This is a genomic window from Clostridium sp. MCC344, assembly GCF_018785365.1.
In the GTDB taxonomy this organism is placed as follows: domain Bacteria; phylum Bacillota; class Clostridia; order Lachnospirales; family Lachnospiraceae; genus Pilosibacter.
The window spans coordinates 160,781-175,406 of the sequence record NZ_WQPQ01000023.1; the positions used below are offsets into that span (position 1 = coordinate 160,781).

A 14,626-nucleotide genomic window follows, 5' to 3' on the forward strand; every position below is an offset into this window, starting at 1 on the left:
GAGATCAAGAAAAGTCCTTGTAAAACGCTGGGATCTGTGATAAGATTCAAATATGAAATAGATAGGATGAATTTTGACCTGACCATTATAGAAAATAATAGCAACGAGATAAAATATCCAAAAAGGAGAAAAGTTATGGGACGATTTGATGTGCTTATCATTGGCGGCGGTGTTGTCGGCAGTGCAATCGCAAGAGAGCTTACAAGATATCAGCTCCGGATCGGTGTGCTGGAAAAGAATCTGGATGTCTGTTATGAGACGAGCGGACGAAATTCCGGAGTGGTCCACGGCGGATTCGCATATGATGTAGGAACACTGAAAGCAAAGCTTTGTGTGGAAGGCAATCAGGGGATGGATGAACTGTCCAGGGAGCTTGGCTTTGTATTCAAACGCTGCGGAAAGGTTCTTGTAGGAAAAACACCGGAGGACCTGGAGACATTAAAACGGACGATCGTTCAGGGAGAAAAGAACGGAGCAACAAAGCTTCGTCTGCTGAATAAAGAAGAGCTTCATGAGCTGGTTCCGACAGCAGTTGGAGAGTTTGCCATGTTCTCGGAGAATTCCGGAATCGTAGATCCCTTTAACTATACGATCGCACTGGCGGAGAATGCAGCTCAGAACGGAGCGGAATATTTCTTCGATCATGAAGTGACAGGAATCTGCCGTGGAACAAGCGAGACAGGAGAAGATCTTTATACGGTAACGACAACGCACGGAACCTTTGAGTCCCGTTGGGTGATCAACAGTGCCGGACTTGGCTGCGGAAAGATTTCTGATATGCTTGGTATCAAAGGATATCGCGTGATCGGCTCCAAGGGAGATTACATCATTCTGGATCGCAGGACCGGAGAGCTTCTTCCGATGCCGATCTATCCGGTTCCGAGTAATACATATATGGGAATCCATGTTACCAATACGACGGATGGAAATGTAATTATCGGACCGAATGCAGAGATGACAGAGAATTTCACGTACTATGGAGTGCCGCAGGAGAACATGGATTACCTTGCAAAGAGTGCATCTGAGATCTGGCCGTATATTAAAAAGTTGGATTATATCCGCAATTACTCCGGAATTCTGCCGAAGTGGGTGGATGAGAACGGAACGATCCAGGATTTCAAGATCGAGATCCGTCCGGAGCTTGCGCCGCATGCGGTGAACCTTGTAGGAATCGAATCTCCGGGACTTACGGCAGCAGTCCCGATCGGACGTATGGTGGCACGGATGATGCAGGAATACGAAGCATTTAAGGAAAATCCGGAATTTAATCCGAAACGTGAGGGAATTATCCGGTTTGATGAGCAGGATGACGAGACAAAAGCAAAGCTGATCGCAGAAGATCCGGATTACGGTGAGGTGATCTGCCGCTGTGAGAAGGTAACAAAGGCAGAGATCCTCAAGGCGATCCACAATCCGCTCGGAGTTCATACGATGACTGGAATCAAGTACCGTACAAGATCCATGATGGGGCGCTGTCAGGGCGGTTACTGCCAGATGAGAATTGAAAAAATGATCGAGGATGAGCTCGGTGTGAAGGATACGGATATCCGGTATGCAAGACAGAATTCCTGGATGTTTACCGGAGAAGTGAGAAAGGAGGAACAGTAGGATGGAAACACGTGATGTGGTAATTGTCGGCGGAGGTCCGGCCGGACTTGCGGCAGCCGTAGAGCTTTATAAAAAAGGGATCAGGAATGTTCTGATCGTAGAACGTGAAAAGACCATGGGCGGTATTTTACGTCAGTGTATTCATGACGGTTTCGGTCTGACGAGATTTGGAGAGACCTTAAGCGGACCGGAATATGCACAGAAATTTATTGACGAGGTCATGGAATTAAAGATCCCGTATGTGACCGATACGACTGTTCTTTCTGTATCTCCGGACAAGGTTGTAACCCTTGCTTCTTCGAATGGTTTAAAGAAGATTCAGGCAAAAGCTGTGATCCTCACCATGGGCTGCAGAGAGAGGACAAGAGGTGCTCTGGGAATCCCGGGCGAACGTCCGACGGGAGTATTCACAGCAGGTGTTGCACAGGCTTACATCAATCTTTATAATCGCATGGTCGGAAAAGAGGTCGTGATCCTTGGTTCCGGAGATATCGGAATGATCATGGCGAGACGTTTAACCTTAGAGGGCGCTCATGTACAGGCTGTGTTTGAGATCCAGCCGATCCCGAGCGGACTTCCGAGAAACATCGAACAGTGCCTGAATGATTACGGAATCCCGCTGTATCTGAGCCACACGATCACAGACATCCACGGAAATGAGCGTGTGACAGGCGTTACTGTTGCACAGGTGGATGAGCACATGAAGCCGATTCCGGGAACGGAGAAGGAATACAACTGTGATACGGTGATCCTCTCGGTCGGTCTGATTCCGGAAAACGAGCTTTCCATCGATGCCGGTGTTACGCTTGATGCAAGAACAAAGGGTGCGGTGGTCGATGAATATTTCCAGACAGAAAAATCCGGCTTCTTTGCAGCAGGCAATGTCCTCCATGTTCATGATCTGGTAGATTTTGTGTCCATGGAAGCAGAAAAGCTGGCAGACGGTGTTGCGGAATATATAGAAAACGGCAGTCTGCCGGAGTGCACGATCCCGGTGAAAGCAGCTTCCGGCATCAATCATACGGTGCCGATGAAGGTTAGTGGAAAGAAAGATGTGACGATCTCCATGCGTGTCGGACGGAAATTCGAAAATTGTACGATCGAGGTCAGACAGGGAGAAAAGGTTCTTGCGAAAAAGCATTTAAAGAAGGCGCTTCCGGCAGAGATGATCCAGATTCCGGTTAAGAAAGAGGCGTTTGAAGGAGAGCAGGAAGTGGAGGTGTGCATCTTATGATTAGAAAAATGACATGTATCGTATGTCCGAATGGCTGTGAGCTTGAGGCGGAGATCGTGGATGGAAAATGCATCTCCGTGAGTGGAAATTTATGCCCGAAGGGAGCTCAGTATGCGGCGCAGGAGGTCGAAACGCCGAAGCGTACGATTGCAAGCTCCGTGGCTGTGAGAGACGGAGTTCTCCCACTTGTCAGCGTGCGGTTAAATCGTGCAGTGCCGAAGGAGAAGCTGTTTGAGGTGATGGCGGAGATCCGCAAGCTGTCTTTAAATGCACCGGTCCATACCGGTGATCTGATCGTAGAAAATATTTTAGGTCTTGGAAGCGATCTGATCGCGACGAAAAATGTAGAGAAACAGTAGTATAGAAGATCATTTGGAAGGGTCCGGTGGTTCTCTTAGGAAATGCGAAGGAAGCAACTGCTTTTTGGCAGAAATTCCTACGAATTTCTTAAAAGAGTGCAGCCGGACTCTTTGTCTGATTGAAAAGAATCTGAATCTGTGTTATGATACCTCCATATGAGTGTGAAAGAATCTGCAGAAAAAAGGAGGACTGTTACATGAAAAAGACATCTCTTGTCATCATGGCAGCAGGAATTGGAAGCCGTTTTGGCGGCGGGATCAAGCAGCTTGCCCCGGTTGGTCCGAGCGGTGAGATCATTATGGACTATTCGATCCATGACGCTCTGGAAGCGGGTTTTGATAAAATTATTTTTATCATCAGAAAAGATCTGGAGAAAGATTTTAAGGAGATCATCGGAAACAGGATCGAGAAGATCGCTCCGGTCGAGTATGCGTACCAGGAGATGGATGATCTCCCGGAAGGTTTTTCTGTTCCGGAAGGTAGAAAAAAACCGTGGGGAACCGGTCAGGCGATTCTTGCGGCGAGAGATCTGATCAAGGAACCGTTCCTTGTCATCAATGCCGATGACTACTACGGAAAAGAAGGCTTTAAGATCGTCCATGACTATATGGTAAATGAGATGGATGATACGAAGGCTACATTCGATATGTGTATGGCTGGTTTTATCCTCTCCAACACGTTAAGCGAAAATGGTCCGGTGACTCGCGGCGTGTGCACGGTGGATGCCAATGGATATCTCTCCAAGGTCACAGAGACATACGACGTCTACAAAGCGGAAGACGGCATGCATGCGGCTGACCACGATGGCAACCCGGTTATTGTAAAAGAAGACCAGCACGTTTCCATGAATATGTTCGGACTGCCGGCATCTTTCGTAAAAGAACTGGAAAAAGGATTCCCGGAATTCCTCTCCGGCGTGAAAGAGGGGGATCTGAAAGCGGAATACCTTCTCCCAGCGGTGATCGACAGCTGTATTCATAACGGAAAAGGTACAGTCCGCGTCCTTGAGACAAAGGATAAATGGTTTGGTGTGACCTACAAAGAGGACAAACCGGCAGTTGTCGCGTCGATCCAGAAGCTGGTCGATGCGGGTGTTTATCCGAAAAAACTGTTTTAGCCGGTCCGGCGCCGACATGTCAGACTTCATGAAATTGCCGGCTGTGGATCGAAATTATCATAAAATGAGATGGTAGCTTTCCCGCTCCTTTTTGCATATGATAATCCTGTATAGGGATCAGCAAAGGAGCGGGAACGTTTTTATGGAGAAGAGATACCGGGGATACCCCCCGGAAGTGAAAAAAGTGCCCTGGATGCTTTATCGGAGAGAGGAACAGAGCGCAGGACCGGTCCTGACCGGAAATGAGCTCCGGTCGGAGATGGACTATCTGAGAGGACTCTATCCTTCAGCAGCGAAGAGAAAACAGGTTTTGGCCGAGGAGGCGTGTGACCTTTTGGAATACCCCGGGAGTCCGATGTATGACGAATATCCGGACCGGGAATTCTTATACCGGGAACTGTTAAAAGTCAGAGAACGCCACCCGGAGGAGACTATGGGCGGAACAGAAGAACAGGATCTGCTGCAGGTCCTGTTTGTGAATGAGATTTACCGGAGAAGAATTTTAAACAGAGTTGAAAATTGATAACTGTTCAGCAGGTCTGCGCACTTGCTGCGTTGACTGTAATAAAGCACGGGTTTGAAGGTACTGAACAGTTACGGAAATTGAAAAATTCTGCCGACAGGCAGTGACAGATAGACAGAGTGAGGAAACAGTGAGATGAAGACCGGAAAGAAAGTCATGATCCTGCTGCTTGTTTTTGTAGCGGCGGCAATGGTTTATTTTGTACACCCAGTAGGGAAGAAAGAAGAGCACGGAGTCACGGAGTACACGGCGATGGAAAAAGCAAAATTCCCGGTGCTCTATGCGACGATGGGAGAACGGGAGATGGCACCCGTGTTCGGACAGACGGATGAGCGCGGCGTGACCGCAGGGCGTGACAGCCTGATCCTGCTTCCGGAGGACCGGAAACTAAAGATCCGGTTTGCAGGGACTACGAAGATCCAGGGAGTGCGTTATGAAATCCGCAGTCTCGATACGGAGGATCTGATCGAGAGAACGAGAATTGGATCGTTTGAAACGTCATTAAACGGGGACAGTGAGAACGCCTTGAGTACAGAGCTTCCGATCCAGAACCTTCTGGATGCAGGAAAGGAATATCTGCTCGGGGTATGTGCAGAACTCTCTGATGGATCCGAGGCCTGGTACTATATGCGGATCACGGAACAGGACCAGGGACATGCGAATGAGATGCTGTCGCTGGCGGAGGACTTTTCTTCAAAAACTTATAAGTATAGTGATGCCCAGAGTCTGACCATGTATATGGAGACATCCCCGACCGCAGGCAGCACATCCCTGGGGACGGTGACACTGAAGGACACATTTACCCAGCTCACCTGGGGATCGCTCGGTGTGGAGCGGTCCGGAGAGGCATACACGAAGCTGAAGGAACTTTCCGGCAATCTCGCGAATGTGGAGATCACGTCGAGAGTGACGGCGAAAAATGGTGAAAAGACAGAAAACTATGAAGTGACAGAAAACTTCACGATGAAATGGTCATCCCAGAGGATCTACATGATGGATTACGAGCGCACGATGACGGAACTTTTCACCGGAGACACGGAACTGTTCTCCGGAAAGAGGATCCTTCTGGGGATCGGAAACGGTGACGGAGTTCACGCCGTAAAGAGCACAGGTGGCCAGTATACGGCATTTGTGACAGACCGGGAACTGTGGGCTTACGACAGCGGTGAGAACGTGGGGGCGCGGGTGTTCGCGTTCGGCGGAGCAGCGTCCGATGATATCAGGGACAATGTGCCGGAGCATGGCGTCGAGATCCTCGCTGTCGATGAGGACGGCGGGATCGATTTTATCGTTTACGGGAGAATGAACCGCGGAACACATGAAGGAAGCACGGGGATCGCGTACTATCATTATGATATGGGACAGAATGCGCTGGAAGAAAAATTCTTTATTCCATCGTCGGAACCTTATCAGGAGTTAAAAGATGATCTCTCGGTACTTGCCCATCGCGGAACGAATGGAATCTTCTACTTCTATATGGATCACGGGATCTATGGGATCGACTTAAAGAGTCTGGAGTATGTGGCACTTGCCTCCGGACTTACAAAAGAGCAGTTCGCGGTCAGCGCGGACCATTCCCGGGCGGCATGGCAGGAGAATACCGGGATCTGGGATTCACAGACGATCCAGATCATGGACCTCGACACCGGGGACAAGACTCAGGTGGGCGGACAGAGTGGTTCTGTAACGAGGATCCTTGGTTTTGTCGGAAACGACTGCATTTATGGAACCGGGGACAGCGGAGACTATCTGATGTCCAACGGCCGTGTGATGGGGACTTATCTGAACAGCATCGATATCGTTGACCGGGAGATGAAGTCGGTCATGCATTATGAGAAGCCGGGTTCCTGGATTCGTGAGGTGTCTGTGGATGACAGCAGGATCCATATGAAGACTGTGAACAGCCGGGACGGATTTTTCGGAGCATATTCTGAGGACACGCTTGTCTGCAATGCGGAGATCCTTCCAGGAAAGACGGATGATATCGGCTGGTACGCATCAGACCAGAAAGGTCAGATCATGTTTGTACAGCTTGACCGTGATGTCGATGCGTCAAAGAAAAAGATCCGCCAGACATCTCCGAAGCTTGCGGAGAGCAGTTCGACAGTCAAACCGATCGCAGCGGCAGCTTGTAAGACTACGGAATTTTATGCGTATGGACGAGGACGATTCCTCGGACGTTTTGTGGACTTTGCCGATGCGGCGCAGGCAGCATACGATCATATGGGATTCGTGACCGCGGGACGTGACCGGACCATCTGGGTCCGCGGAAACCGCGCGAGCGCCTTCTATATCAGGGATCTCACCGCGGGTTCCGCTCTGCTGGAGCGCTATCGGGATTCCTTTGAGAAGAACCAGACAATGGAAGACGGAACCTTCCTTCTGGATGCGTCGGGCAGCAGTATCGTTCAGGTCCTGTACTTTGTGGGACAGAATATCCCGGTACTGGCGTATACCGGAGAGGGAACCTGCATGTACCTGACCGGCTATGACCAGACGCATGTCCGCGTGTACCATCCGGAAAGCGGGACAACGGAAGTCCTGTCCATGGAGACGGCGAACCAGATGTTCGGCGCAGCGGGGTATGATTTTATCTGCTGTGTACCGGTATAGGGGAGTATCTTAAGAAAAACTTTACATTTTTCCCAGATATGTTATAATCATAACGAAAACGAGCTGGGACGGATGCAGGATAGCTATGTCCTTTTTTAGATATATAGATAGAGGTGCGTAATGGAACAGTACATTATGAAGGGCGGAAACCCGCTTGTAGGTGAAGTGACTATAAGCGGCGCGAAGAATGCGGCTCTGGGAATCTTAGCGGCGGCGATCATGACGGATGACGATGTTGTGATCGATAATCTCCCGGATGTCAGCGATATCAATGCTCTCCTGGATGCGATCAGTCATCTTGGAGCGAAAGTTGACCGGATCGACCGCCATACCGTAAGGATCAATGCCGCAAATATCCACGCCGTGACCGTGGAAGATGAGCATATGAGAAAGATCCGCGCGTCATATTATTTTATCGGCGCGCTTCTCGGAAAATATAAGAGTGCAGAAGTTCCGCTTCCGGGCGGATGTACGATCGGAAGCCGTCCGATCGACCAGCATTTAAAGGGTTTCCGTGCCCTGGGATCCGATGTGAAGATCGTCCGCGGAGCAGTTGTAGCCCACGCGATCGATCTTGTCGCAAGCCATATCTACCTTGATGTGGTTTCTGTCGGAGCAACCATCAATATCATGATGGCGGCAACGATGGCCGAGGGCGAGACGATTCTTGAGAATGTTGCAAAAGAGCCGCATGTCGTTGATGTTGCGAACTTCTTAAACAGCATGGGTGCGAACATCAAAGGCGCAGGTACGGATGTGATCAGGATCAAAGGAGTGAGACGTCTTCACGGAACAAATTATTCGATCATCCCGGATCAGATCGAGGCCGGAACCTTCATGTGTGCGGCGGCGATTACCCGCGGTGATATCACCGTAAAGAATGTGATCCCGAAACATCTGGAGGCAATCTCCGCAAAACTGATGGAAATGGGCTGTGAAGTGGTCGAGTTCGATGAGGAGATCCGCGTAGTCGGAAAACCGAAACAGCGCCACATGAACTTTAAGACTCTGCCGTACCCGGGATTCCCGACCGATATGCAGCCGCAGATGACGGTGGCACTTGCTCTGGCGGACGGAACAAGCGTGGTGACAGAGAGTATTTTTGAGAACCGCTTCAAATATGTGGATGAGCTTTCCCGCATGGGAGCAAACATCAAGGTAGAAGGCAGTGTTGCCATTGTTGACGGTGTCACAAACTTCACAGGTGCCCAGGTCGTCGCACCGGATCTCCGCGCGGGCGCAGCTCTTGTGCTTGCAGGACTGGCTGCAGACGGATATACGACTGTTGATGAGATCGGCTATGTCGAGCGCGGATACGAAAATTTTGAAGAGAAACTTCGTTCTCTCGGTGCTGTGATCGAGCGTGTAGATTCCGAGAAGGAAGCACAGAAATTCAGACTGAGAGTCGGCTGAGAATAAAGAAACGGTCCGAACCCCCGGAATTTATGGGAATTTTTTCCGATTTTCCAGGTTTTCGGGCTTTTTTTATGATTCCCGCTTGACATTCTGTTCTGAATCGTATAAGATACAGTCCGTGAGTCATTCATGGGATGGCTTACGGCCATAATGTGAAAAAGTTCGCAATATCCCTTATTCAGAGTGATGGAGGTACATAGGACCGGTGAAGTCACGGCAACCCCTGTTAATCGCGTTCGCGAGAGGGCAGGAAGGTGCCAACCTGAGCGAGTAATCGAGCAATAAGAGGATTTGACCGATGATAAGTTTGTCAAGTCCGCTTAGCATGAGCGGACTTTTGTTTTGTTTAAAATCGAAAGGAGTTACAATGGAAAAGAGATTATTTACTTCCGAGTCCGTAACTGAAGGACATCCGGATAAGATGTGCGACGCGATCTCCGATGCGATCCTCGACGCTTTAATGGAGCAGGATCCGATGAGCCGTGTTGCGTGTGAGACATGCACAACAACAGGTCTTGTTATGGTAATGGGTGAGATCACAACAAAGGCATACGTGGATATCCAGAAGATCGTCCGTGAGACAGTCCGCGAGATCGGCTATGACCGTGCAAAATATGGTTTTGACTGCGATACCTGCGGTGTTCTCACTGCGATCGATGAGCAGTCTACCGATATCGCGATGGGAGTTGACAAGGCACTCGAGGCCAAAGAGAACAACATGACCGATGACGAGTTAGACGCGATCGGCGCCGGTGACCAGGGTATGATGTTCGGCTTCGCTACAAACGAGACACCGGAGTACATGCCGTACCCGATCGCTCTTGCACATAAGCTTGCAAGACGTCTCACAGAGGTAAGAAAGAACGGAACTCTTCCGTACTTAAGACCGGATGGAAAGACCCAGGTTACTGTTGAGTACGATGAGAACGGAAAGCCGTTCCGCCTCGATGCAGTCGTTCTCTCCACACAGCATGATGAGAATGTGACTCAGGAGCAGATCCATGAGGATATCAAAAAATATGTATTCGATGAGATCCTTCCGCAGGAGATGGTAGATGCAGATACCAAATTCTTCATCAACCCGACCGGACGTTTCGTGATCGGCGGACCGCACGGAGACAGTGGACTTACAGGAAGAAAGATCATCGTTGACACCTACGGCGGATATGCACGTCACGGCGGCGGAGCTTTCTCCGGAAAGGACTGCACAAAGGTAGACCGTTCCGCAGCATACGCAGCCCGTTATGTTGCAAAGAACATTGTAGCAGCAGGACTTGCAGATCAGTGTGAGATCCAGCTTTCCTATGCGATCGGTGTTGCTCATCCGACTTCCATCATGGTCGAGACAGAGGGAACCGGAAAGGTATCCGACGAGAAGTTAGTTGAGATCATCCGTGACAACTTTGACCTTCGCCCGGCAGGAATCATCAAGATGCTTGATCTCCGCCGTCCGATCTACAAGCAGACCGCAGCATACGGTCACTTCGGAAGAACCGATGTAGATCTTCCGTGGGAGAAGCTCGACAAGGTTGAGGATTTAAAGAAATATCTGTAGGATAAAAGAACAGAAAGATCATGGACATATATCATGAAAATGATCGGAAGCAGCGGCACAGTCCCCGGGGTGATCGGGAAACTGTGCCGTTGTTTCTATTTACGCGAACAATGAGCCAAAGTCCGCGATTCCGTAAGACTCTGGCGACTGTCGCAATAACAACGTGCAGATTCCACATTTTAGAATACTTTTATAAACACCACCCCTGAGTTGTGTTATACTTATCATATGTCGGTTTTCTGTATACAGACAGGAGTCCTGACAACGGATGAATGACCGGAAGACCGGATGAAAAATAAGAAGGGAGCGCGCGGACGCTCATGAAAATACGAACAAAATTACTGGTAACCTTTTGTACGATCACGGTGGTGCCGATCATCCTGATCTATATCGCGATCATGGGACTCAGCACATATCAGAACCGGGTATTCAGTGAGACATATGGAGTCGGCCAGGTGGATCTCTCGGCAGGCGCGTCGATCCGCGTGTTCAGCCATCTGACAGAGAGTATCCAGAAAGAGATCGAGGAGGAGATCAAAAATGATCCGTCTGACTTCGAGGACCTGACTTATCTGGCAACGCTGAATGATCAGATGAAATTAAAGCATTCCTTTTTGATGGTGACAAAGAATGGAAAACTCTTCTATTCGGGAAATGAGGAAGCGGCATCGGCGCTCGAGAGCCAGATCTCGGATTATGCGGAGATCAATGATGTGGATTCGTGGGGAAATTATCTGGATAAGAATACGGAACACCTGATCAAACAGCGTGAATTTGAACTTTCGGATGGATGCCGGATCGGGATCTATCTCGTGACAAACGTGGTGGATGTGATCCCGGAGGTAAAATCCCTGATCACGGAGATGTTCCTCAGCAGTGCGATGATCCTTTTTATCACCGGAGGTATGCTGACGGCGTGGGTATACCGGTCGATCTTATGGCCGATCGGAAAGCTCCAGGAGGCGACAAAACAGATCCGTGACGGCAATCTGGACTTTACTCTTGACGTTGAGGATGATGATGAGATCGGGCAGCTCTGCCAGAACTTTGAGGAGATGAGGATCCGGCTGAAGGAATCCACGGAGGAGAAGATCCAGTACGACAAAGAGAGCAAGGAACTGATCAGCAACATCTCCCACGACTTAAAGACCCCGATCACAGCGATCAAGGGATACGCGGAAGGACTGATGGAAGGTGTCGCGTCCTCGCCGGAGAAACGGGACAAATATATCCGGACGATCTACAATAAGGCGAATGATATGGACCGTCTGATCAATGAGCTGACATTCTACTCAAAGATCGACACAAATAAGATCCCGTACACATTTTCAAAGATCAATGTGGCAAACTATTTCCGTGACTGTGTGGAGGAAGTCGGCCTGGAGCTTGAAGCGAGAGGAATCGAGCTCGGCTACTTTAACTTTGTGGATGAGGACGTGATGGTGATCGCCGACGCGGAGCAGATGAAGCGCGTGATCAACAACATCATCGGAAATTCATTGAAATATATGGACAAAAAGCATGGGATCATCAATATCCGGATCCTTGATGTCGGTGATTTTGTCCAGATCGAGATCGAGGATAATGGAAAGGGGATCGGCCAGAAGGAGCTTCCGTACATCTTTGACAGGTTCTACCGGACTGATTCTTCGAGAAATTCCAGCAAGGGCGGAAGCGGCATCGGACTTTCCATCGTAAAGAAGATCATCGAGGATCACGGCGGAAAGATCTGGGCGACGAGCAAGGAAGGGATCGGAACAGAGATCCATTTTGTGCTGAGAAAGACGACAGCAGATTAATAGGAGGAAACAACAATATGAGCAAAATTCTGATCGTGGAAGATGAGGAAAGTATTGCAGAGCTCGAGAAAGACTATCTGGAATTATCGGGCTTTGAAGTTGAAATAGAAAATGATGGGGAAGCAGGCTTAAAGAGAGCCATGTCGGAAGAATTTGATCTTTTTATCCTGGATCTGATGCTTCCGGGCGTTGATGGATTTGAAATCTGCAAAAAGATCAGGGAGACAAAAAACACCCCGATCATCATGATCTCCGCGAAAAAAGACGATATCGACAAGATCCGCGGTCTCGGCCTCGGCGCGGATGATTATATCACCAAGCCGTTCAGCCCGAGTGAGATGGTAGCGAGAGTCAAAGCCCATCTTTCCCGTTACGAGAGACTGATCGGAAGCGGAACCCCGGCAAACGACATTATCGAGATCCGTGGCTTAAAGATCGATAAGACCGCCCGCCGCGTCTATGTAAACGGCGAGGAGAAGAACTTTACGACAAAGGAATTCGACCTTCTGGCGTTCCTCGCCCAGAACCCGAATCATGTATTTACAAAGGAAGAACTCTTCTCAAAGATCTGGGATATGGAATCCATCGGCGATATTGCGACCGTCACAGTTCACATTAAGAAGATCCGTGAAAAGATCGAGATGAATACGGCAAAACCGCAGTATATCGAGACGATCTGGGGAGTCGGCTACCGGTTTAAAGTCTGATCTGCAGGAGACGAAGATGGGTAGAAGAAAACTTTTAGAAAAGATGCCGTGAAATCCCGCTCAGACGCATGGGAAACATGATATGTGAGAAGATACCTCTGAAGCAGACTGGTTGAAAAAACAGATCTGCTTCAGAGGTATTTTTTATTTAACAGCAGTGGTCACCGCGATGTTTTGCGCTTGACATTTCGACTGTATCCGTTTAAACTTGAATTATGCGAATTTTCTGTAAAAAGCGAAGTAAATACAGAAAAGATAGAACAGTTCTTGATGGATAAGCGCATCCGGATCGCAATATGGCTTTGTGTGCCATGATGCAGGCAATGTTGCCGACTGGAAATGCCTGCCCGGCAGAAACTGAATAAAGACAAAGGAAGACACCGCCTATGAAGTACAAAATGAGATTTTTCGCCTTTTTCGCCGCCATGGTCGTATTCAACCTGGCAGCGAACTTTGCCCATCCGGTAACGCCGACGGTGATCCAGGAACTCCGCCTCCACGACTATATGTTTGGCGTGGCGCTGGCAGTCATGCTGATCACGAATTTCCTGCTGTCGCCGTTCTGGGGAAAGATCAATAACTATATTTCCTCGAGACTTTCCTTATTGATCTGCTGTCTTGGATACGGCGTGGCACAGATCTGGTTCGCCTACGCGACTACGGAACTCATGATCATCCTCGCGAGAATGTTCGCGGGACTCTTTACCGGCGGGATCTTTGTAAGCTTCCTGACTTACATCGTAAACAAGTCAAACCCGGAAGACCAGGGAAAATATCTGACTTACAGCGCGACGATCAAGAGTGTGGCCAGTGCGTTCGGCTATATGATTGGCGGCTTCTTAGGCGAGTTTTCCGTTCGGCTGGCATTCCTGGTGCAGGCGGGAACCCTGATCGCGGTCGCAGTTGCGTTCTTTATGATCTGCGAGCCGGACAGTACCGCAAATTTAAAGGATATTCCGGCAAAACAGCTCATGAAAGAGGCAAATCCGTTCCAGGCGTTCATCGACAGCAAAAACTTTATGTGCATGGCGTTTGTGTTCCTGTTCGCGATCAATATCTTTATCAACTTCGGAAATACCGGTTTTGACCAGGCTTTCAACTATTACTTAAAGGCACAGCTTGGTCTGACTTCCTCCTACAACGGAATTATCAAGGCAGGCGTTGGTTTCGTATCCTTTATCGCAAATATGAGTCTCTGCATCTGGATCATCAAAAAGACGAATGTCAAAAAGTCCATGGTCGTCCTCACCGCCTTCTGTGCGCTGGCGGCGATCGGAACGTTGATCTCCGTGAATATCGGAATCTTCATCTTCTTCAGCATCCTTGTCTATGCGGGTTACTCCGTCAGCGTCCCGGTCCTCCAGAACATGGTGGCGAATCAGGCGGATCCGAAACAGAAAAACCTTGTCATGGGATTCTTCAACGCGACCCAGTCCCTGGGAAGTATCGCGGGTTCCCTGACAGCCGGATTTATCTATTCTGTAAATGCAAAGCTTCCGTTTGCATGCACCTTCGTGATCTACTCGGTTGGCGTTGCGGCGGCGTTCGGATATCTGTGCTACCATAAAAAAGAGGTGTAGAGGATGTTCATTTACCGTGTATAGCGGAAAGAATCATACACGGTTATAAAAAGAATCATTTTATGACATGATACAGGCAGTTGTTCAGATTATTTCACGTATGACCGAAACACT

Annotated in this window: 11 protein-coding genes and 1 riboswitch; all 11 genes read left to right on the top strand. The window is 49.2% G+C overall.

The features are described from left to right. Positions 1-135 precede the first annotated feature (135 nt). The 11 genes from GPK90_RS07785 (at position 136) to GPK90_RS07835 (ending at position 14,512) form a co-directional block, all read left to right on the top strand. On the top strand, positions 136-1,608 hold the full coding sequence (locus tag GPK90_RS07785; protein ID WP_252197388.1) for an NAD(P)/FAD-dependent oxidoreductase: 1,473 nt from the start codon (positions 136-138) through the stop codon (positions 1,606-1,608). Position 1,609: 1 nt separating this feature from the next. Then, complete coding sequence (locus GPK90_RS07790; protein ID WP_215702668.1) at positions 1,610-2,842, top strand: NAD(P)/FAD-dependent oxidoreductase; 1,233 nt, start codon at positions 1,610-1,612, stop codon at positions 2,840-2,842. Continuing rightward, on the top strand, positions 2,839-3,201 hold the full coding sequence (locus GPK90_RS07795) for a DUF1667 domain-containing protein (protein WP_215702669.1): 363 nt from the start codon (positions 2,839-2,841) through the stop codon (positions 3,199-3,201). Before GPK90_RS07790 ends, GPK90_RS07795 begins: the two co-directional genes overlap by 4 nt. Before the next feature lie 197 nt (positions 3,202-3,398). After that, positions 3,399-4,319, top strand: a complete 921-nt coding sequence (locus GPK90_RS07800; RefSeq protein WP_118530894.1) for a nucleotidyltransferase family protein — start codon at positions 3,399-3,401, stop codon at positions 4,317-4,319. Between the two features lie 142 nt (positions 4,320-4,461). Continuing rightward, positions 4,462-4,842, top strand: a complete 381-nt coding sequence (locus GPK90_RS07805) for a hypothetical protein (protein ID WP_118530892.1) — start codon at positions 4,462-4,464, stop codon at positions 4,840-4,842. Between the two features lie 135 nt (positions 4,843-4,977). Next, a complete protein-coding gene (locus tag GPK90_RS07810) occupies positions 4,978-7,455 on the top strand; it encodes a hypothetical protein (RefSeq protein ID WP_215702670.1) in 2,478 nt (825 codons plus the stop codon). A 120-nt stretch (positions 7,456-7,575) separates the two neighbouring features. Then, positions 7,576-8,868, top strand: coding sequence for a UDP-N-acetylglucosamine 1-carboxyvinyltransferase (gene murA / locus GPK90_RS07815; protein WP_118530888.1), 1,293 nt, complete (start codon positions 7,576-7,578; stop codon positions 8,866-8,868). 174 nt (positions 8,869-9,042) lie between these two features. Continuing rightward, a riboswitch (SAM riboswitch) is annotated at positions 9,043-9,159 on the top strand. A 79-nt stretch (positions 9,160-9,238) separates the two neighbouring features. Further along, entirely contained in the window at positions 9,239-10,426 is a 1,188-nt protein-coding gene (gene metK / locus GPK90_RS07820) for a methionine adenosyltransferase (RefSeq protein WP_118297169.1), read from the top strand. A gap of 320 nt (positions 10,427-10,746) precedes the next feature. After that, positions 10,747-12,225, top strand: a complete 1,479-nt coding sequence (locus tag GPK90_RS07825; RefSeq protein ID WP_118297168.1) for a sensor histidine kinase — start codon at positions 10,747-10,749, stop codon at positions 12,223-12,225. Positions 12,226-12,242: 17 nt separating this feature from the next. Continuing rightward, the gene (locus tag GPK90_RS07830; protein WP_118297167.1) at positions 12,243-12,932 is read left to right on the top strand and encodes a response regulator transcription factor; all 690 of its coding nucleotides are present in this window, start codon (positions 12,243-12,245) and stop codon (positions 12,930-12,932) included. A 386-nt stretch (positions 12,933-13,318) separates the two neighbouring features. Then, positions 13,319-14,512: an MFS transporter gene (locus GPK90_RS07835; RefSeq protein ID WP_215702671.1), complete on the top strand. Its 1,194-nt coding sequence runs from the start codon at positions 13,319-13,321 to the stop codon at positions 14,510-14,512. Positions 14,513-14,626 lie beyond the last annotated feature (114 nt).